At 37.1% G+C, this 19750-nt stretch carries 19 protein-coding genes, 7 tRNA genes and 1 pseudogene; 5 read left to right on the top strand and 22 right to left on the bottom strand.

The genetic code is table 11. From position 1 onward, the window contains the following. Positions 1-152 precede the first annotated feature (152 nt). Positions 153-884, top strand: a complete 732-nt coding sequence (bglS, locus tag ACSBQP_RS13935) for a beta-glucanase (RefSeq protein ID WP_039169887.1) — start codon at positions 153-155, stop codon at positions 882-884. A gap of 42 nt (positions 885-926) precedes the next feature. Here the strand turns inward: bglS and ACSBQP_RS13940 are convergent, their stop codons facing one another. Continuing rightward, positions 927-1328 (bottom strand): MerR family transcriptional regulator, encoded by a 402-nt coding sequence (locus ACSBQP_RS13940; RefSeq protein WP_046342750.1) that lies wholly within the window; start codon positions 1326-1328, stop codon positions 927-929. 223 nt (positions 1329-1551) lie between these two features. On the opposite strand from ACSBQP_RS13940, the gene ACSBQP_RS13945 reads away from it, so the two are divergent. Both ACSBQP_RS13945 and ACSBQP_RS13950 read left to right on the top strand, forming a co-directional pair. After that, on the top strand, positions 1552-2601 hold the full coding sequence (locus tag ACSBQP_RS13945) for an NAD(P)-dependent alcohol dehydrogenase (protein ID WP_148780851.1): 1050 nt from the start codon (positions 1552-1554) through the stop codon (positions 2599-2601). A gap of 247 nt (positions 2602-2848) precedes the next feature. Next, complete coding sequence (locus tag ACSBQP_RS13950; RefSeq protein ID WP_435028508.1) at positions 2849-3310, top strand: CarD family transcriptional regulator; 462 nt, start codon at positions 2849-2851, stop codon at positions 3308-3310. A gap of 279 nt (positions 3311-3589) precedes the next feature. Here the strand turns inward: ACSBQP_RS13950 and cspC are convergent, their stop codons facing one another. Beyond that, positions 3590-3793: a cold shock protein CspC gene (gene cspC, locus ACSBQP_RS13955; protein ID WP_008346765.1), complete on the bottom strand. Its 204-nt coding sequence runs from the start codon at positions 3791-3793 to the stop codon at positions 3590-3592. A 302-nt stretch (positions 3794-4095) separates the two neighbouring features. Between cspC and ACSBQP_RS13960 the strand changes: the two genes are divergently transcribed. Further along, complete coding sequence (locus tag ACSBQP_RS13960) at positions 4096-4773, top strand: hypothetical protein (RefSeq protein ID WP_217816142.1); 678 nt, start codon at positions 4096-4098, stop codon at positions 4771-4773. Between the two features lie 578 nt (positions 4774-5351). On the opposite strand, the gene ACSBQP_RS13965 is transcribed toward ACSBQP_RS13960, so the two are convergent. The 14 genes and pseudogenes from ACSBQP_RS13965 to ACSBQP_RS14030 form a co-directional block, all read right to left on the bottom strand. Continuing rightward, complete coding sequence (locus ACSBQP_RS13965; protein ID WP_435028509.1) at positions 5352-6143, bottom strand: alpha/beta fold hydrolase; 792 nt, start codon at positions 6141-6143, stop codon at positions 5352-5354. A gap of 469 nt (positions 6144-6612) precedes the next feature. After that, a complete protein-coding gene (locus ACSBQP_RS13970) occupies positions 6613-7470 on the bottom strand; it encodes a hypothetical protein (RefSeq protein ID WP_217816144.1) in 858 nt (285 codons plus the stop codon). A gap of 920 nt (positions 7471-8390) precedes the next feature. Then, a complete protein-coding gene (locus ACSBQP_RS13975; protein WP_217816145.1) occupies positions 8391-9851 on the bottom strand; it encodes a hypothetical protein in 1461 nt (486 codons plus the stop codon). A gap of 16 nt (positions 9852-9867) precedes the next feature. Further along, the gene (locus tag ACSBQP_RS13980) at positions 9868-10929 is read right to left on the bottom strand and encodes a nucleoid-associated protein (protein WP_217816146.1); all 1062 of its coding nucleotides are present in this window, start codon (positions 10927-10929) and stop codon (positions 9868-9870) included. Positions 10930-11300: 371 nt separating this feature from the next. Then, a complete protein-coding gene (locus ACSBQP_RS13985) occupies positions 11301-11498 on the bottom strand; it encodes a hypothetical protein (RefSeq protein WP_217816147.1) in 198 nt (65 codons plus the stop codon). Positions 11499-12321: 823 nt separating this feature from the next. Continuing rightward, positions 12322-12642: pseudogene (locus ACSBQP_RS13990) on the bottom strand (ATP-binding protein); the annotation flags it as partial. A 123-nt stretch (positions 12643-12765) separates the two neighbouring features. Continuing rightward, a tRNA-Leu gene (locus tag ACSBQP_RS13995) sits at positions 12766-12849 on the bottom strand. Between the two features lie 47 nt (positions 12850-12896). Then, positions 12897-12979: transfer RNA gene (locus ACSBQP_RS14000), tRNA-Leu, on the bottom strand. 7 nt (positions 12980-12986) lie between these two features. Continuing rightward, a tRNA-Lys gene (locus ACSBQP_RS14005) sits at positions 12987-13062 on the bottom strand. A gap of 32 nt (positions 13063-13094) precedes the next feature. After that, positions 13095-13169 (bottom strand) — tRNA-Gln (locus ACSBQP_RS14010). Positions 13170-13190: 21 nt separating this feature from the next. Further along, positions 13191-13262 (bottom strand) — tRNA-Glu (locus ACSBQP_RS14015). Positions 13263-13271: 9 nt separating this feature from the next. Continuing rightward, a tRNA-Ser gene (locus tag ACSBQP_RS14020) sits at positions 13272-13362 on the bottom strand. A 4-nt stretch (positions 13363-13366) separates the two neighbouring features. After that, positions 13367-13441, bottom strand: a tRNA-Asn gene (locus tag ACSBQP_RS14025). 117 nt (positions 13442-13558) lie between these two features. Then, on the bottom strand, positions 13559-14026 hold the full coding sequence (locus tag ACSBQP_RS14030; protein WP_007496463.1) for a SprT family protein: 468 nt from the start codon (positions 14024-14026) through the stop codon (positions 13559-13561). A gap of 99 nt (positions 14027-14125) precedes the next feature. Here ACSBQP_RS14030 and cmpA point away from each other — a divergent pair, with 99 nt between their 5' ends. Beyond that, a complete protein-coding gene (cmpA, locus tag ACSBQP_RS14035) occupies positions 14126-14260 on the top strand; it encodes a cortex morphogenetic protein CmpA (protein ID WP_008346893.1) in 135 nt (44 codons plus the stop codon). Positions 14261-14279: 19 nt separating this feature from the next. Here the strand turns inward: cmpA and ACSBQP_RS14040 are convergent, their stop codons facing one another. The 6 genes from ACSBQP_RS14040 to ACSBQP_RS14065 all read right to left on the bottom strand — a co-directional run bounded on the left by ACSBQP_RS14040 (position 14280) and on the right by ACSBQP_RS14065 (position 19750). After that, positions 14280-16439 carry a Tex family protein gene (locus ACSBQP_RS14040; protein WP_366206204.1) on the bottom strand — a complete coding sequence of 720 codons (2160 nt, stop codon included), beginning with the start codon at positions 16437-16439 and terminating at the stop codon, positions 14280-14282. Positions 16440-16515: 76 nt separating this feature from the next. Then, a complete protein-coding gene (locus ACSBQP_RS14045) occupies positions 16516-17115 on the bottom strand; it encodes a PP2C family serine/threonine-protein phosphatase (RefSeq protein WP_008346897.1) in 600 nt (199 codons plus the stop codon). Next, positions 17115-17903: an RNA polymerase sigma factor SigB gene (gene sigB / locus ACSBQP_RS14050; protein ID WP_012009000.1), complete on the bottom strand. Its 789-nt coding sequence runs from the start codon at positions 17901-17903 to the stop codon at positions 17115-17117. Before sigB ends, ACSBQP_RS14045 begins: the two co-directional genes overlap by 1 nt. Then, on the bottom strand, positions 17869-18357 hold the full coding sequence (gene rsbW, locus ACSBQP_RS14055) for an anti-sigma B factor RsbW (protein ID WP_048001251.1): 489 nt from the start codon (positions 18355-18357) through the stop codon (positions 17869-17871). Before rsbW ends, sigB begins: the two co-directional genes overlap by 35 nt. Beyond that, positions 18354-18683 carry an anti-sigma factor antagonist gene (locus ACSBQP_RS14060; RefSeq protein ID WP_017358393.1) on the bottom strand — a complete coding sequence of 110 codons (330 nt, stop codon included), beginning with the start codon at positions 18681-18683 and terminating at the stop codon, positions 18354-18356. The genes rsbW and ACSBQP_RS14060 overlap by 4 nt, the downstream gene beginning before the upstream one ends. Positions 18684-18742: 59 nt before the next feature. Next, positions 18743-19750, bottom strand: a complete 1008-nt coding sequence (locus tag ACSBQP_RS14065; protein WP_017358394.1) for a PP2C family protein-serine/threonine phosphatase — start codon at positions 19748-19750, stop codon at positions 18743-18745.

Raw genomic sequence — 19750 nt, forward strand, 5'->3', positions numbered from 1 at the left:
CTTTGTCAATCATTATTTTTTACCTATCAATTTTCTTTTCATTCTATTAAAAAAACACACTGTTTATCATTATTTAGACCGATTTTCCATTTTGAGAGAATCATGTATGATCAAAAAGAAAACGCTTTCAAAAAAGAGAGGGGAATGCCTACATGTCTTACCGTGTAAAACGAATGTTGATGCTGCTTGTCACTGGATTATTCTTAAGTTTGTCCACATTTGCTGCAAGTGCCTCGGCACAAACGGGCGGGTCGTTTTATGAACCGTTCAACAACTATAATACGGGGTTATGGCAAAAAGCCGATGGGTACTCGAACGGAAATATGTTTAACTGTACGTGGCGCGCAAACAATGTCTCCATGACGTCGTTAGGGGAAATGCGATTATCGCTCACTAGTCCTTCGTATAATAAGTTTGACTGTGGAGAAAACCGCTCCGTTCAAACATATGGCTATGGACTTTATGAAGTCAGCATGAAACCAGCCAAAAATGTTGGGATCGTGTCTTCGTTCTTTACTTATACGGGACCGACTGATGGTACGCCTTGGGATGAAATTGACATCGAATTTCTAGGAAAAGATACGACAAAGGTTCAGTTTAACTATTATACCAATGGTGTCGGAAATCATGAAAAAATCGTCAACCTTGGTTTTGATGCAGCAAACTCTTATCACACATATGCGTTCGACTGGCAGCCTAACTCGATTAAATGGTATGTGGACGGTCAATTAAAACATACGGCTACTACTCAAATCCCTCAAACACCTGGAAAGATTATGATGAACTTATGGAATGGTGCAGGTGTCGATGAATGGCTCGGCTCCTACAACGGTGTTACTCCACTTTACGCTCATTACAATTGGGTGCGTTACACAAAAAGATAACCACATCACAAAACCTGTGACAAGTCACAGGTTTTTCTTCATTTAAATAGAGTTCGTTTTTAATTGATGAACTAGTTTTTGTTCATAACTGTGGATAATATCTTCATAACTTTCAATCTTGTAATCTAACCGTTTAATCGTTTCTTCGATTTCCTTTTGTTTGTCTACAAGTCTTTCTCTCTCATTGACCAAAATACGCTTCCTTGAGGACAATGTACGATCCTCTCCCTCGATAAATAAAGCCGTATATTCTCTAAGAGCATCAATTGACAGACCCGCATTTCTCATACATTTAATAAATTCTATCCACTGAATATCTTCTTCTGTATAATCACGAACACCATTTTCATCACGCCTGATCGGTCTAATTAAACCTATATTCTCATAATACCTGAGCGTAGCAGTAGATAAATCGAGCTGCTTGGCGGCTTGTGCTATTTTCATTGTTTTCACCCTTCTCTTCTTTCTCTTACTTGACGATCTCCCTTTTCCCATCATCTCCATTTTTATCGAGAAGACAAGATACTTTTGGCTCAAATCTTGATTCAAGGTTGATGCTAAAGCCTGAATTGAGGCGATCACAGAGTTCTATGTTGACTTAAAGTTCACTTTAAGACGTACAGTATAGAGGAAGGACCGAATCTTACTTTTGAAAGGATGATCCAGAATGTGTCAGACGCACCAATCAAATGTTTTAAGTGTTTCCCATGCAAAAGCAAACTTTGAACGGACAACCATTGAACGAAGAGCACTTCGTCCACATGATATTTTAATTGATATTCAGTTTAGCGGGATCTGTCATTCAGATATCCACAGTGCCTTTGATGAATGGGGCGGCGGTATTTTCCCAATGGTTCCGGGTCATGAGATTACTGGAGTTGTTTCAGCTGTTGGGGATGCTGTCACGAAATTCAACATTGGTGATCGTGTAGGCGTCGGTTGTTTTGTCGATTCTTGCGGTACATGTGAATATTGCCAAAATGGAGATGAACAATATTGCAAGAAAGGAGTCGTTCAAACTTATAATAACCTGGATTATGATGGAGAACCAACTTACGGCGGCTACAGTCAGAAAATTGTTGTGACAGAACGATTTGTTGTCAATATTCCTGACCAGCTCTCCCTCGATGTCGCCAGCCCTCTTCTCTGTGCCGGCATCACAACGTATTCTCCGTTAAAACACTGGAAGGCTGGACCTGGCAAAAAAGTGGCGATCGTCGGAATGGGCGGTCTAGGTCATGTCGCCATTCAATTTGCACGCGCACTTGGCGCAGAAGTGACTGTATTAAGCCGCTCTATGAATAAAAAAGAAGAGGCGCTGTCATTTGGTGCAAAAGACTATTTTGCTACAAGTGACCCTGATACGTTTAAGACACTAGCCGGTCAATATGATCTCATTCTCAATACCGTCTCTGCCAATATCAACGTGGATGCCTATTTGTCCTTACTTCGTGTTGATGGAACATTAGTAAACGTCGGTGCACCACCAAAGCCAGACAACTTCCATGTGTTTTCATTAATTACGGGACGTCGCAGCATCGCCGGCTCACTCGTTGGCGGCATCCAAGAAACACAAGAAATGCTCGATTTCGCAGCTGCCCACAAGATCGCACCACAAATTGAAGTGATCAACGCAAATCAAGTCGATGAAGCATATGAACGTGTGCTCAAAAGTGATGTGCGTTATCGGTTTGTGATTGATATTTCGACATTATGATCGAATTCTATTTGGAAAGACCAGCTCAATGGCTGGTCTTTTTTAATGGTCGATATCCTGTTTTTCTTGTAGCGAGGATCCTTGAGGATATACTCAAAAATCATCCGAAATTTCCAAAAAAATCTCTCTTTTTTAGAACAAAATTTATTGACAAAAAATAAATAAACATGTTATTATTAAAAATTTGATTATTTTACCTCTAAGTGTGGTACCCTTAAAGTAGATACATGATATGGAGGCGGATGATATGTTTCAAATTGGTGATAACATTGTTTATCCAATGCACGGAGCAGGTATAATTGAAGCCATAGAAGAAAAAGAATTCTCTGATGAAAAACAACAGTATTATGTGATTAAGATGGCCGTTAGCCATATGAAAGTGATGATTCCTACAAGGAAGATATCAAGGTCAAGAATAAGACCAGTTACAGATATACTTGCCTTAAAGAACATCATACACACTTTCCAAAATGGAACATCAGATAAGTTATTGCCATGGAAAGAGAGATATAAAATCAACACAGACAAAATAAAAACGGGCCACATACTAGAAGGCGCTGAGGTGGTACGTGATCTCATGCGAATGAAGAAAGAAAAAAAACTGAATGCAAGCGAAAAGAAAATGCTTGACGATGCTCATGGTTATTTGCTTAGTGAGCTAGAAGTCATCAAAGGAATCACTGAAAAACAAATCAAGAGTTTCTGCTAATATTGTCTACCTGCTTCCCCATTTTTTGAATACATTTTCTCTACGAACAAATCCCTCTATCTTCGACCAGTAAAGAAAAAAGAATTTATTTAGGCAAATTCCGCATATTGTAAATCCAATATGCTATACTGTTGATAAACCTTTGAAGCATGAATTTTTTTACGATTACCTTGTAACATCTCCCTACTTGTACGTTGAGTAGGGTTTTTTATTGCAGAAATAAATGAAAGCACAAAAAAACAGGCTCTCTACAGAGAACCCGTTTTGATAGAATGAAGATTAAGCAATTTTTTGAACGTTAGCAGCTTGAGCTCCACGAGAACCTTGCTCTACGTCAAATGATACTTTTTGACCTTCGTCTAAAGATTTGAATCCGTCACCTTGGATAGCTGAGAAATGTACGAATACATCGTCGCCTTCTTCACGTTCGATAAATCCAAAACCTTTTTCTGCGTTAAACCATTTTACTGTACCTTGTTCCATGTTTGTTGCCTCCTCGTGCGTTTACCACACAATGTATTATACTATCCTTGCCCAAAGTATCCTCAAGACGAAAAGTCTTTCTTCATGCTATCCTTTACGCCGAACAAAAATAATTATTCTTATTGTAACATGAAGCGGAAATTATTGCAATTTCATCTTATAGATGAATTCTAAAATTTTTACTTCAAAGAATAAATTCAACTACAATCTCACTAGGACTCATATAGAACTAATGACTCAATACTCATATTCAAATTTATGATTTAATTGGAAAGTAATGATAATTCAAAGGAGATATAAAAATGAAAAGGTTTATTCTATTCACCCTTATTTTATCACTAATAATTTCTATTACTCCTAATTCGGTAGCTAGCGCTACGAATTATAATTATGCTCCAAAGGAGAAAAAAGAAGTTAATACTAGGGTAGATACCAATTCAAATAATAAAATTTTTGATGCTGAAGATGTGATGGCTTTAGAAAAATATATCAAAGTATTCAATGGGAAATTTTCCTTTAACAAAGAAGAAGCTTATTCTGATGGAGTTGACTTAACTCTGATTGAAGGCCAAATAACATTTTTAAATCAACTAAACTCAGAAATAGAGGCAGGTATATTAAAAGTTGAAGATGATTTGAGTATCATTCGTTTAAAGGATAAAGAACAAGTGTCACCTGATATGCAGACACTTGCTTGTAAAGGAAAAACAACTAAATCTAAAGATTATTGGTGGGGCTTTACACAGAAGTTGAATAGCTGTGATACGAATAAATTCGCAGCTGATTTGGGTAGTGCGGGTACTATTGCTGGTGGTGGCGCACTCCTTCTTACATGGTTTGGTTTTTGGCCAGCCTTACCTGCAGGTTTAGGTAGCGCTTATTTTCATTTAATGGGCTCTCGCGCTAGTGCTAACAATAACGGAAAAGGAATAAATATGAAAATATGGTGGACTTTAGCTTATAAATTTTCACCACAGTAATTTTAACTATACAATTGGAGTGATATTATGTGGAAAAATATAACTACATTTTCATTTCCCCTAGTTGTTCTCATTATTTTAGGAGTTACTTTTTTTCGAACTTATAAAGATAAAAGACCCGCAAACAAATTAAAGTTTATAAAACAAATATCTATTACTCTCGTTTGCACCTATGTATTAATAGTCGTCTTCACTTATTTAATAACCCACAACTATGGATAATGATTAATTATGTAACTCGTCCCTCTCAAAAAAAAGTCCACTTACTTAAAAGGTGAGTGGATTTTTTAGAAACTATAAAAAATAAAAATACCAAAGGTCTATAAAGATTAATTTCATGGATACAGGCAAGACAACTTGAATCTCCACAGGTTATTCACTTACTAGGATCTCAACATAGTGAATTAATATCATTAGTTATGAATTCTTCTTTTCTTTACTATCATGCTTCATAATTACTGTTACAGGACTCCCACTTGCTCAAATTTGCACAGCATCTTATCTGTTTTCCAATAGTACACATCTCTAATTCAGCGGAAATCACAAAAATCGCAACAGTTAACCCTATTTATAAACAGTTATACCACCGACTCAAGTCTATTTAACCAGTTATGGACTAATGAATGAAACACATCGGGTTGTTCAATCTGCAGGTTATGACCAGCCATATCAAGCACTGCAAAAGTGGCCCTTGGATAGTCTTCGATCAGCCGCCACGCATCGTGATATCCGACGACATGGTCTTGATGTCCTGTGATAATGAGCGTAGGATACTGAAATTCAGAAGAAATATCGAAGGTAAAGCCATATCCATTTTGAAGAATGTTATTGATGAATTCATGATTTGTTTGTTTAGAAGGAAGGTAAATTTCATCGCGGAATCTTTCCCATTCCATCTTTCCTTGCACAACGGCCATGGAGCAAAATTCATCCGCCTCTTCTGAAGACAGTTGTGAAATTAAGTGACTGTCACTTTTTAGAACGGTCTTCTCTGGCACGACTCTTTTATCGAATACAGGTATAGTCATTGGGGCCACAAGCAGTAATCCACGAACGGTTTCCCGGCGTGAATGAACAATACCTCTAGCTATGTACCCTCCATACGAATAACCACAAACAATAAACTGTTCATCAGGGATCAGCTCATCCAAAAGACGCAATACCGCTTCTAACATATCATCAGAGTTCTGAATAGATGGATGCGCCTCGGAACGTCCCATCCCCGGTAAGTCTATGTATATTCTCTTCCAACCGCTTTGTTTTTCAAATACCGGTTCCAATGCATGGAACATCACTTGATGGTCAAGTGTCCAACCATGCAATATTACGATCGGAAATCCTTCTCCAATGACTTTATGGTAAATTGACATGTGTTTGCATCCCCTTTTCTAGCGCTTCCCTAGTAATCTCAAGATTTTTTGTTGTTTTGCTTCAACATAGGTTAAAGTGAATAAAGTCTTTGTTAGGAAACCATGTTAGGATCCCTCAAAAACGTTCTAACAAGATAAAATAATATGAATAATTTTATATTCTTTCAATTCATTATAACAAATACCAATGTTCATTCGAGACATAACAATTAAGTAAACCGTCCTAATTGATTCGGTTATACACAATGTGTCTCTAATTGCTCTTTCATAAATAGAATGAGTGATTTTTTCATAATTCGGCTCATTTTCATCCCCCACAAGGAACTTTACAGGCTTATTCATTAATACTTTTCAAAACTTCCCTCACCTCAAAATCTCGCTTTCTATTTGCCTTTTCTTTTCAAGGAAAATAAAAAAGAGTGCTACATCTGTAACATCCTTTTTATGTGCAAATAATATAGAGAATAACTTATGGAGTAAGAACATACGTTATTAAATCGTAAGGGTTATATTTATTATGTTTAGTGAAAAGTCTAATATTTAAAGTCTCCTGATCAACTTCTACAGTAACTGATGTATACCTTAACTTAAAAGATTCATTATAACTTGTGTGAGTTTTGTCTGGAAAGTTATTCTTTAATATATTATTATATTTAGGTTTAAAAAAATTTATCAAGGCAGCTTCAGTAATATTAATCACTTGATTCATAGCTATCGGATTCTTTAATAAGAGTACAGATTCTAAGTTAAAGCTATCTTCCGAAGGATTTGCCATATCTATGAATTCACCAATCAACTTTGCATTGATTTCAAATAAAGCTATAGCAATATCCCCAATAACTTCTTCATAAGTATGATCTGCAAGAATTCTTTGAAGAGATTCATGTGATTTTAATCTATCAAACGCTGTTCTATTTCCATTTTTCCCATAAGCTCTTCCGATATAAAGCACTTCAGCGGGAATAGCTTTTGAAAATTTCCCTTGTAGAAATAATGCCCTAAAAGTAACTTCATCTGTACCATCTTTGATTTTTAAAGTCTTCCCTAATTTATCAATCTCATAATTGAACATAGTATGATCACGATCACAAGAAAATTGACATTTTATCGTTTCATTAAAGGTACCAAAATCTGTTTTAAATTTCAAAACTAATTCTATATGACTTCTAAATACTTTTAAGGAGTTTGAATCTATTGTTATCTTAGGTATACGGATGATCATATATATTTGAAACTTGGCAGCATTTAAGCCAGCAGCCTTTTTCAGATCTTTTGGATAACAAATAAAACTAAAGGAAGTGAAAGTATTTAAAACAAGATTTGACATTGCAACCTCCAACTAAAAAAGGAATTTAAAGTTATTTTAACATATATATTTCTCCTTTTTTAGATAAAAAGTAAAAAGAATGCTACAAGATGTAACACCCTTTTTTGCGGCGTTTCTCCGTATACACTTGTTCTTGGTGTCATTCGGCAGTGCCTCGTTTTATAAAAGGTATATCTGTACTCAGAAAAAACCCTGACCCTTTCACCTTCCACAACAATAGTTTAATGTAGGCATTCCAGCACTGTTTTTGTATGAAATCTAAGCAGTTCAAAGAATTTATTAGTCCCATCAGAAGAGAGTTATATGTTTCAATTCAAAGATAGATCCCCCACCAAAGATATTTTCAACAGAAAAATAAAACAGATGTTTCGATGAAGACATGTGGAGCTAGCCGTTTCCATGACTTGAGGAATTCACATGTAGCTTTGCTTATCCATCAAGGGGAAGATTATTTAATAATAAAAGAACGATCAGGACATTGTTCCGTGTCTTCACAATAAGTTCTTACGGACACCTTTTTCCTAAGAAACTGCCGACCGGTTGAATGAATTACTTTAATTAACTGGTGGTTTTTGGTAATAAAGTCTTCTCGCATAGCTGTATTTACGCATAAAAATAATACCAAAGGTGATTAAACCCTTGGGATTATTTTTTATGCGGCCGAGAGAACTTTAACCTCCACGGGTTATTCAACGCTAGGCCCTCAACCTATAAAGTTTATGTTATCACTTACGAAAAGCTGATTTCATTACACTCTTTTTCTCTATGTTATCTATTATATAGGGAATTGCGTTTTTCAAGAACATTTAGGTTATATCTCTATATTAAAATATTAATATATTTTTCTAGATTATGCTTCGGCGGTCTTAAGAAAACACAAAAAATCTGTTACAATCCCATATCACTGATCTCTGAGATTATTAACAGATTGTTAAATACAATATCGTCCCCAAAATTATTAATATTTCCAAAAGCCAAGTTATAGTAAATAACCAAATTTTCTTTTTTAAGAATAAGAGGTCCTCATTATAAGCACTATCAGAGTCGAAAATCTCATTAATTTCTGTATCACTTAGAATATCACTATACATCTTTTTAAGACGGTTATATTGCACTTTATATCTACTACGTTCCATCCATGCATACCACTTTGAAGATAATAAAAAGAAAAAAGATATAATTAAAATTGCATATGAAACCACAGTGATATCTTTAGTAAAAATCTCTTCAATTTTATTTTCTGAAATTGCATTGAGTATAACTATAGAAGTGAAAAAAGTAACGATTAAAAGTTGGTTACTTTTTAAAGACGAAGCTAGCCCACTTACTATTTGACTAGTTTGTTGTGTTAAAGAAATAAGCATATCAGATAGAGTGTCTTTAACTCTTATATATTCTTCTATATTTTCTTTTTGAAATAGCTGGTAACTTGATTTTAATGAATTAAAACAATCTTTACGAAGAATAATTCTCCCGTCACCTTTTATAATACATTCTTTTGTTATTGTATTTCTAGCTAATCCTAACTTATCATATGGATGTAAACCTTCATAAACCCATTGATATATTGAGGTTATAACATCATTATCGAAATTCAAATTCTTATAATCTACAGTGAAATTTAAATCTCTATGTCCTAAAAATTCAAAGTCAACAATATTATTATCATCACTGAACATAACAACTTTATTAGAAAGAAAAGCAAATGAGAATATGTTATTCAAGTTATTAAAAATTTTTTCTAAGCTTCCTAAACTGTTAGCATCTATCAATTTAAAATCTTGAGGTATTAGATCTAATGCGAAATTTTCAACAAAGTTACTAACTCTATTTCTTATTGAAATAACTCTTTGTCTTTCAAATGGCGGTTCGTTTGGAAAATTTTTGGTTGACGAGAAATAAAAACTTCTAGTTCCACCTTCAATCCCTTCATGTTGAACTTCAAATTTTAGTCTGTTTTCTCTTTTGATTAAATTATTGAACTTAACCAATATTGTTTTTAAACTCATATTCATGAAATAGTCTTGAAAAGAAGAGAAATCATAAAGAGTTAATGAATTATCAATACACCCTTTCATGATATTTACAATCAAAAACAAGTCTGATTCATTATTCAGTTCGATTGCAACATCAATCTCTTCAATAAAAACATTTACATCCTCCGCAGTTCTCACAGTGGTCTCTAAGATATCATCTATTTTAAAATCAATATTCACCCTATCTCTTTTATGTATCCAAGAAAAAACCTCAATTAAAAATTCAAAGTCTTCTGCTGTTGAACCTTTATTAATTTGCATAAAAATTTCACATCTATCTAAATCTTCAATGATTTTAATAATTTTAAGATTTAAATGCTCTTTCAGGAACCTTATCACATCCAAGATTTCACCTTCTTAATCAATTAAATTTTAAAAGTCTAAATGTCTCGTTATATTTCTCTTCGTCATCAACTTTAACGATAATAACTCTATTTTGTGCTTCATCTTTTTTAGCATATATTTTATCTCGAAGATCTTCAATATGCCCATTAATTCTAATTTCAACTTTTTCACTGACTTTGTATGTCGTTCTCATTCTTTTCTTAATTGCAGTTTTCTCTATTGTGAACTTAGTATCAAATTTTCCTTTTTTCATTTCATTTTGAAATTTTTCAATTAGTTTATCGGTCTTAATTTTTGCTGGATTTTCAGGAATATATTCTTCTAAAACTTCCTTTACAACCCCTGTAACAGCAAAATTTTGATGATTTCTAAAATAACCAAGAAGACTATTATATAACTGAGTATAGTCAGCCTCCGATTGTTTTAATACATCTTTCTTAAGAATTTTATCAAATGCCATAAACGCCTTTAAAGTATTCTTTCCATCTGTATTCAATTCTTTTAATTCAAGAAATTCTCTGTACCAATAAGCTGCGATTGTTGTATTTGTATCAGTTACTATAATATCTGTTATTCCATCGTCAAATTTAATTAAACAAGATTTTAAACTCCTTGTCTTCTTATTATAAGGAACACCAACAATTTCTCTGAAATTATCTGAATCCAAAAAGTTTTCATGCTCTACTTTTGTAATCAGAAAATACAACTCTGATTCATACTCAATTAGTGATTGAATCAAACTTCCCTCTTGTATGTTTATCATACTATGCTTCTCCTGAGCATTGATATGTTTTTCAAGAGCTCTATTAGCAATAGTATTACAAACATCTTTGAGAAAATCAGTATCTAACGAACCTTGGGTTATATCTTGTTCAAACACTCCAGATATTAGTGTGTTTATTTCGACTGTTTCAGAATTAAAAATATAATAACGCTTATCTTCTTTTGATAAAATATCATACATAAGATCTTGTAAAAATCTATCTAATGATGGATGATTATTGGCCTTTCCAGTGATTTTTTTCAGCTTAATATCCATGTGGTGAATACTATCAAAGATTCTTCTTACATTCGTCATTTATTTATTTCCTCCCAAAAAATATTTGGAAAGAGAAATTAAAACACATGATGACTTAGCATATTCTTAAAAGCTCTAAATAATTTCTCTCTCTATAAAAGTTGATTACCATTTGTTGTGAAGCAATTAAAAACTTCCATAGAAATATTATCGGTTATTTAGATTGGGCTTTTAAGTTTAGGAAAAATAAAATGCACTTTATTACAAAGTAAGGTGCATTCAATATTTAGTGGCAAAAGTAAGACAATTCAAGTGTGTATTAAAGATATCTAAATTCTCGAAATTTATTTTAAATTCCTACTCTTTCAGCTAATATTTTAAAATTCTCCTTTAACGGCTTCTCAAAATAAGCATTTTCACTTTTTGTTAATTCACCCGAGATAGCTATGCTCCCGACTATCATCAAAACCAAGATAATCACTTTTATTTTCATATATGATTTCTCCTTTATTAATTTCTGTTCTAGCTAGATTGACAATATGATAATAGTCACTAGCCATTTCAAATCTTCCAGCTCTTCTAAAGTATTCAGCTGCTTCTAACGCAAAGTCTTCAATATCACCATACATTTGCCTACTTTTAAAGAATACAAAACTTGGATTGTAACTTTACTCCACATTTCAGAATCGGTCCCTACTAAACCAATGTGATCAAATATTGAGTAATAGCCTGTGACAACAAAGTTATAGAAGAAACCAACATCATTAGAGCTAGGAAAGTAATTATAAAGTTTCTCTTCTTCATTTCAACCTCCTAATTTCCTAATAAAAAAAGCCGCTCATTTATGAACGACTACATTTTTAAAGCTTTTCTTTTATACAATCAAATTCATTTTTTGTGGCTATTAATTTCCCTTTCCCTTTAATCATTGCATTTTGTTAAACAAAATTGTAGTGATAAAAAGAAAAACATGGTTGCTAATCTAGCAGTCACGTTTTTTGGGTTTCAACTAAAGTCAAAAAGATGTACAATAAAAAAGAATACACGCTATCGCAAGTAGCATGTATTCCCAATAGTCCCTCGAAAGCGAGGTGAACTTAATGCTTGCTATTGAGCTGATTTCCAATTGTTTTAGTATAGCCGCATCGTCTATGACGATTTGTTTATTACTAAAACAGAAGCAAGCGTGACAGATGGACCCGATTTTCGGGTCTTTCTTTATTTCCTCCGTCTACTCAAAGCAGACATCATCAGAAAGTAAGAGTTTTTTAATTATTTGTTGCGCTTAAGTTTTAAAAAAAGAGTCACTCATTAGCTACACTTCAATTGCAATTCTTTTGTTTAATGACAAGTTCATTATAGCATCAATAAAATACAAATAACATATATTCGCATAAATAAAACAACAAATTACATATAAAACAGTGTAATCATTTATAACCCTCATGGTATTTATAAATACATCTTTTCAGCATATACCACTTCACTTTTATTGAGGGTCTCGAAAGCACCCATCCACTCTTCAAACAAGCATTCAATTGAGATTTTAGAGGTACGCCCATAAATATCTTTAAACAAGTATTGGCCTTGAAACATTGATCCAAGCATCTTTTGATTTTCTTCACTTAGTTCAAGATTCACCCATTTCAAGACATCTTCCCTTTCACCCGGTTCGTCAAATGTAAAAACGACACCAAAGTTTCCTTTCTCATCATCATGTAAAGCATCCATTATTGATTGTGAGATGGAGAACTTAGCATTAATGTAAAAACGCACCTAATACGCCCTCATTCATTTGATACTCTATTTTTTGCTTTTGGTGAAGCTTGAACTATCCTGCCAGCTACATTTAGATAATACAAAAAACCAAAGGTTGTAGACCTTTGGTTTCTTAGATGCGGCCGAGAGGACTTGAACCTCCACGGGTTATTCACCCACTAGGCCCTCAACCTAGCGCGTCTGCCATTCCGCCACGACCGCGTGTATGATGTGCTCATATATTCATAAGTGCACTGTTTAAAAAACAATGCGGGTGAAGGGACTTGAACCCCCACGTCATAAAGACACTAGATCCTAAGTCTAGCGCGTCTGCCAATTCCGCCACACCCGCGTGACAATGGTGAGCCATGAAGGACTCGAACCTTCGACCCTCTGATTAAAAGTCAGATGCTCTACCAACTGAGCTAATGGCTCATCTGCTATGCAGAAAAACATATATAAAAAAATGGCTGGGCTAGCTGGATTCGAACCAACGCATGACGGAGTCAAAGTCCGTTGCCTTACCGCTTGGCTATAGCCCAACGAATCAAAATAACAAAACATGACCCGTACGGGATTCGAACCCGTGTTACCGCCGTGAAAGGGCGGTGTCTTAACCGCTTGACCAACGGGCCATATCATAATGGCGGAGAAGGAGGGATTTGAACCCTCGCGCCGCTCGCGCGACCTACACCCTTAGCAGGGGCGCCTCTTCAGCCACTTGAGTACTTCTCCATTATGGCTCCGCAGGTAGGACTCGAACCTACGACCGATCGGTTAACAGCCGATAGCTCTACCACTGAGCTACTGCGGAATAATAAGACATGTTTCATTATATCTATGCCAGAAAAATGTGTCAAGAATTTTTAAACGTTTCATTCCTGCTCCATTTGCGACGGCTTTTATAATTTAACATATACTAATATAACAGTCAAGCCTTTTCCCCTTCCTTTTTTAACTTACCATGACAAATCCCGCAGACATATCGCGTTGTGTCAAATCGGCGCTTCCTCGTATAATGTCTTCCACAACCTGTGCACACATAGTAATGAAGCGTCACCGCTCTTTTTTTCTTTTGAACGGTCTTCAGCGGGGTACAAAAGCGCGGGGCTCCTACTTGCTGCAAGAGTTCACGAAAATCCCTGTCCCGATGCTGATAGCCCTTCCCTTCAAGGTGCAGGTGATAATGACATAGTTCATGCTTAATGATACCGATCAATTCGTCTCTGCCATGCTCCTCAAGATATCGGCGATTTAGCTCAATATGGTGTGTTCCAAGTAAATATCGCCCGCCTGTCGTTTTAAGACGGTCATTAAAAACAGCCTGATGGCGAAACGCCTTACCAAAGAACTGCTCTGAAATGTCTTCTGTTAACTGCTGTAACTCTCTTTCGTTCAATCAAGATCGTTCCTTTCTATAAAAACCTCGAACAGGACAATTTCCTCTTTGCATACATTGAAGGTACACCCACTGTTTTGATCAAAGGAGGAATGGGCGATGCCCAACTGGCTGAAAAATCAGATGCAGAAAGCATTTTATGAGAAAAATCATTATCAAATCAAATTGCTCAATCAATGCTGGTACTTCTATAGAAAAAAACATTCAGTCACATCAAGGCACACCCCATCCTAAGGTGCGCCTCGTTTTTTGTTTACTCTGGTTTTAGCATCGATAGAGCTACCCGGCCTTTTGCCTGGTCAACGGAGTCTACCCAAACAGTCACAATATCACCGACTGACACGACGTCAAGCGGATGCTTCACAAAGCGGTTGCTCAGCTTCGAAATGTGGACAAGTCCATCCTGCTTGACGCCAATATCAACGAATGCGCCGAAGTCTACGACGTTTCTCACCGTTCCTTGTAGCTCCATCCCTTGCTTCAAGTCTTCTAATTTCAATACATCTGTTTTTAAAAGCGGCTTTGGTACTTCATCGCGCGGATCACGCTCAGGTCTTGTGAGCTGATCAATGATATCTTGAAGGGTGATTGAACCAATTTCAAGCTGTTCTGCTGCTTCGTCTAGCTTCACCCCTGCAATTTTCTCTTTTAACTGTTCTGTTCCAAGATCGTCTGGCGTCATGTTGATCATGCGTAAAAACTGTTTTGTTTCTTTATAGCTTTCAGGGTGAATACCTGTGCGGTCAAGTGGATCTTGTCCATCTGTGATGCGCAGGAAGCCGATACACTGCTCATAAGTCTTTGCACCAAGCCTCGGGATATCCTTCAGCTCTTTTCTGCTTGTGAATCTCCCAATCTCTTCACGGCGCTTGACGATGTTTCCTGCGACGGCTTTTGAAAGACCTGACACATATTGCAGCAGCGCCTGTGAGGCTGTATTAACGTTCACACCGACTTGGTTAACAACCGTTTCTACCACAAAGGTTAACGAGCTGTTTAATTGCTTTTGACTCACATCGTGCTGGTATTGTCCTACACCGACAGATTTTGGATCTATTTTTACGAGCTCTGCTAATGGATCTTGTAATCTTCGAGCAATGGATATAGCGCTTCGTTCTTCCACTTGCAAGTCTGGAAACTCTTCTCTTGCCAGCGCAGATGCAGAGTATACACTTGCCCCTGCTTCATTCACGATCAAATATGAAACTGGCTGGTCCAGCTCTTGGATCAAGTCTGCGATGAATTGTTCGGTCTCTCTTGAGGCTGTTCCGTTTCCGATCGCAATGACTTCAATGTTGGATGATTGAATGATTTCTTTCACTTTTTGTTTGGCTTCCGCTTTTTTCTGCACAGGCGGGTGCGGATAAATGACGCCAATATGATGGACTTTTCCTGTATCATCCACGACGGCTAATTTACAGCCTGTACGAAATGCAGGGTCCACCCCAAGTACACGTTTCCCTTTCATCGGCGGTTGAAGCAGGAGCTTTCTTAAGTTTTCAGCGAAAATATGAATGGCTTGTTCCTCTGCTTTTTCTGTCAGCTCTTTTCGTATTTCCCGTTCAATTGAAGGCTGAATCAAGCGCTTGTATGCATCATCAATGGCCGCTTCAATGTAAGGCCTCGCCGTCGTTTGCTTGCCTTTTAAGACTTGTTTATCGAGGTAGAAACGAATATTTTCAGCAGGTGGTTCGATGGCTGCTTTCAAAATCCCTTCTTTCTCACCTCGGTTGACCGCGAGTACACGATGAGGCACAATTTTTTTAATCGGCTCTTGATAGTCGTAATACATTTCATAGACGTTTTTCTCGTCGTTTTCAACGTCTTTTCCTGATGTGACAAGACTTCCCTTTTGGTACGTCTCACTGCGAATCCATTTCCGCATATCAGGATCATCCGCAAGCTGTTCAGCAATGATGTGCTGGGCGCCCTCTAGTGCTTCTTCTGCGGTTGTGACTTCTTTTTCTTCATTAATAAAAGCCGATGCTTTCTTTTTGATCTCATCGTTTGGCAGCTGCAGTAAATACTCCGCCAGCGGCTCAAGTCCTTTTGCTTTGGCTACATTTGCCTTCGTTTTTCGTTTTTGTTTAAATGGACGGTATAAATCTTCGACCTCTTGCAGCTTATGCGCCTGTTCGATCTTCTGTTTTAATTCATCTGTTAATTTGTCTTGTTCAGCGATTAAGCGAATCACTTCTTCTTTTCGATTCGTCACATTTTGGATATATGTATAGCGTTCAGAAATGGTTTGAATTTGCACCTCGTCTAGTGAGCCTGTCTGCTCTTTCCGGTAACGTGCAATAAACGGGACGGTGTTGCCATCCTCTAATAGCTGGATCACACTTCCAATTTGTTTTGTTGAAAGCTTTAATTCTGTCGCAATTTGTTTCAATAAAAAGTCAGATGTCTTCATACTTTGCATCCTCTCACTGTGTCTTCTCTTTTAGTGTATCAAAAAAACCGGCAAAACAGAAAAAAGGTCAGCTATTTCATGTAAGCTGACCAAGTACATAGGTGAGATCGTCTTTCTTGTCTTGTGTGTATGTTTCAAGTTGTTTGGCGATGTCTGCAACTGAATGGCTATGCTTTAAACACATTCGCATGTTTGGCACATTCAGTCCGTCTGAATACATAATGAATGTCGATCCTTTTTCGTAGGAATAGGTGTATGTTTTGTATTTTCTAGGTTTACCTGATAGATATCCTGATGTCGGAAGTGGATAAATATAGTCGCCAGAAGGTGCATTCAAGATAAAACGAATGTTACCAACCGAACAATAGGTAAACTGCTGCTGGGAAAAATTCACCTTTAATATGGCCACAGTGGCCCCGCGTTTATTTTTCATGGCCTGATTGCATCTATCAATGAGGGTTGTTACATCCTCATGTCCATATTCTTCGACAATTTCGCTGACTAAAGAAGATGATTCATTGGCGAACTGGCCGCTGCCTAATCCGTCTGCGACAGCACAAATTAGTTCTTCATCATCTGCTTTAATAAAAAAACTGTCCCCGCAGCATGATTTTCCTTCTTTGTTCGATTGATAGATAATGGCGTTTACATGCTCATGCTGTTCGATCTGCTTCATTACCCTAGCTCCATAGACGCATCTTCTGACAATGCATCTCGTAGCTTTTTAACTGCCTTCCGCTGCAGCCTTGATACATGCATTTGAGATATGCCGAGTAAATCGCCTGTTTCTTTCTGGCTTTTATTTTGCAAATACGTGAGATTGATAATTTCTTTTTCTCTATCTGTCAGAACGTGAAGCACACTTTCAAGCATCATTTTTTGGTTTACACGTTCGTACCCTTCTTCTTGTGAGCCGACGACGTCTAAAATCGTCACAGTGCTTCCTTCAGAATCTGCCTCTACGCCTTGGTCAACAGACAGCGCTTGATAGCTTTTGCCCATCTCCATTGTTTCAAGAACTTCTTCTTCTGTTACATCTAGATATTCTGCAATTTCTTGTACTTTAGGTGATTTTTGCGTTTCCGTTGTCAGGTGATCAACTGCCATCTTGATTCTTGGTCCAAGCTCTTTAATTCGTCTTGGTACATGGACACTCCATGTTTTATCACGTAAAAAGCGTTTGATTTCCCCGATAATGGTTGGAATGGCAAATGCCTCAAATGACTTACCGACAAGTGGATCATAACGCTTAATTGCGCCGAGTAGACCAATCATTCCAACTTGTCTTAAATCCTCATGAAAGCTTTTTCCTTTGGAGTATTTCTTCGCGAGCATATCCACAAGGTTTGTATAACACTCAACTAGTGTCAGCTGCGCCTGCTCGTCTTGGTTGGATTGATAGCTTTGAATGAGGCGATCCACTTCATCTTTAGTTAGTTTCATAGTTTTGGATGGTTGTGTCATGGTCAACTCGCTCCCTGTTTAAAAACTTTGTCATCGCCACGGTAACTCCGGAGTTTGCTTGCACCTCGACTTCATCCATCAATGTTTGCATTAAGTATAAACCAAGACCTCCTTCTGCCAATTGATCCACCGTATGAGCAGATGTGTACGGCCCTAGGTCTTCCTGCTTTTGCTTAAAGTCAAAGCTACCGCCTTTATCAGCGACAATGATTTCTAGACGATCTTCATAGACAAGAAAGCGAACCGCTACCTCTCCATCTTCGCCATCTGCGCCTTTATAGGCATGCTGAACTGCATTTGTACAAGCCTCACTGACGGCAATTTTTAAGTCTTCAATCTCTTCGTAGACATAGCCCATTCGGCTCGCTACGCCTGAAAGAGTCAGACGAATGATGCCTACATATTCTGGTTTTGCCGGTATTTTCATCTCGATTAGATCTACTGTTTCGTTCATTGTACCCCACCCTCTGACTTTGCAGAAATGTCAATGATGTCCTTTAGTCCAGTGATTTCAAACAACCTTACAAGCCGCTCTGATAAGTTCTCAAGCTTTAGTGTTCCACCTGCTTTTTGAGCTGCTTTAAACAACCCAACAAATACACCTAATCCTGTACTATCCATATACGTAACATCCTTCAAACAGATCTCTAGATGCTCTCCCGCCTCGGCTTTAGGCATGAGTGTTTCTCTTAGCTGAGGAGCAGAGTACACATCGATTTCTCCACTAACACTAATTTTTGTTTTTTGATCTATTTGATGCTCTTTTACAGACATATTCATTATGCATTCACCTCGAAATTCTTGTTTCCTTGAATTTTATATACCCGTCTATGCACTTTCTAAACCTTCCTTTTGAGGACAAGTAACGTAAAATCATCATGCAGCTGAAATTCTTGCAGCTTGAGTAAGCTGTCATAGATGGAATCCACCATTTCCTGAGCTGAATAGGATAGGTTCTCAGATATCAGGGCTTTGATATCCTCACGCTCTAGGAAGCCATCCTCCGATTTGGATTCTGTGACACCATCAGAGAATAAGATCACCATATCCCCTACGTCCAAATGCTTCTCATACTGCTTATAATCAAAATCTGGTGCAATTCCAAGGACCAGACCTTTTGCATCTAAATCGTAAAATTGATTCTCTTTTTTGCAATAGAAAAAGCCCGGCTCATGTCCAGCCGATGCGTACTTAAATTCATGTGTTTCTTTATTATAGCTGCCATAAAACATGGTGATAAACATGCTTGGGTCTACGTTTTGCTCGACCACACGATTAAGGGTTTTGAGCACTTTCGTTGGGCCGCTGCCTGACTCTGGCAAGGAATCCATCGCATACTTAATCATCGACATACAGAGCGCAGCTGGAATGCCTTTCCCAATGACGTCTGCAATCGCGATATTGATTGTATCGTGATCTGTTACGAAATGGTAATAATCCCCACTCATCTGTTTTGCCGGCACACTGATGGCTCCGATATCAAATGTGTCTCCTTCTGGAATTTTCGTTTCCAGAAGGGTTTGCTGAACATTTGCAGCAATTTCAATTTCCGACTTAATTTCTTGCTGGATGCCTCTTAGTGTTAAATGCTCCTGGTAGGCAAGTCCGTATCCAATCATGACTTCAATTAAGAAGTCTAGTGAATGAAAGACATCTTCCGGCAAATCAGGGTAAAGCTCCTGAATCACTTTTCGGTGAACACTCACTATTTCTTCAGGAGGTATTTGATGCTCAATAGTTTTACGGCTAAATTTTTGAGCTTGATAAAGCGATGTTTCAGTTAAATCACTGATATAACGACTGAGCAGCTGATGGTACCGCTGCTCCATTACCTCCTTAAAATCCAT

Source organism: Bacillus sp. G402 (assembly GCF_051172515.1).
GTDB classification, from domain to species: domain Bacteria; phylum Bacillota; class Bacilli; order Bacillales; family Bacillaceae; genus Bacillus; species Bacillus altitudinis.

Bases quoted from the DNA above. Each gene is read 5' to 3' on its own strand.
- ACSBQP_RS13940 (WP_046342750.1), bottom strand. From the start codon at position 1,328: ATGAAAATAGCACAAGCCGCCAAGCAGCTCGATTTATCTACTGCTACG.
- ACSBQP_RS13985 (WP_217816147.1), bottom strand. From the start codon at position 11,498: ATGTATGGTGATATTGAAGACTTTGCGTTAGAAGCAGCTGAATACTTT.
- ACSBQP_RS14040 (WP_366206204.1), bottom strand. From the start codon at position 16,439: ATGAAGACATCTGACTTTTTATTGAAACAAATTGCGACAGAATTAAAG.
- ACSBQP_RS13945 (WP_148780851.1), top strand. From the start codon at position 1,552: ATGTGTCAGACGCACCAATCAAATGTTTTAAGTGTTTCCCATGCAAAA.
- bglS (WP_039169887.1), top strand. From the start codon at position 153: ATGTCTTACCGTGTAAAACGAATGTTGATGCTGCTTGTCACTGGATTA.
- ACSBQP_RS14065 (WP_017358394.1), bottom strand. From the start codon at position 19,750: ATGGATTTTAAGGAGGTAATGGAGCAGCGGTACCATCAGCTGCTCAGT.
- cmpA (WP_008346893.1), top strand. From the start codon at position 14,126: ATGCCCAACTGGCTGAAAAATCAGATGCAGAAAGCATTTTATGAGAAA.
- ACSBQP_RS14060 (WP_017358393.1), bottom strand. From the start codon at position 18,683: ATGAATATGTCTGTAAAAGAGCATCAAATAGATCAAAAAACAAAAATT.
- ACSBQP_RS13980 (WP_217816146.1), bottom strand. From the start codon at position 10,929: ATGACGAATGTAAGAAGAATCTTTGATAGTATTCACCACATGGATATT.
- ACSBQP_RS13970 (WP_217816144.1), bottom strand. From the start codon at position 7,470: ATGTCAAATCTTGTTTTAAATACTTTCACTTCCTTTAGTTTTATTTGT.
- ACSBQP_RS14045 (WP_008346897.1), bottom strand. From the start codon at position 17,115: ATGAAGCAGATCGAACAGCATGAGCATGTAAACGCCATTATCTATCAA.
- ACSBQP_RS13950 (WP_435028508.1), top strand. From the start codon at position 2,849: ATGTTTCAAATTGGTGATAACATTGTTTATCCAATGCACGGAGCAGGT.
- rsbW (WP_048001251.1), bottom strand. From the start codon at position 18,357: ATGAACGAAACAGTAGATCTAATCGAGATGAAAATACCGGCAAAACCA.
- sigB (WP_012009000.1), bottom strand. From the start codon at position 17,903: ATGACACAACCATCCAAAACTATGAAACTAACTAAAGATGAAGTGGAT.
- ACSBQP_RS13965 (WP_435028509.1), bottom strand. From the start codon at position 6,143: ATGTCAATTTACCATAAAGTCATTGGAGAAGGATTTCCGATCGTAATA.
- ACSBQP_RS13960 (WP_217816142.1), top strand. From the start codon at position 4,096: ATGAAAAGGTTTATTCTATTCACCCTTATTTTATCACTAATAATTTCT.
- cspC (WP_008346765.1), bottom strand. From the start codon at position 3,793: ATGGAACAAGGTACAGTAAAATGGTTTAACGCAGAAAAAGGTTTTGGA.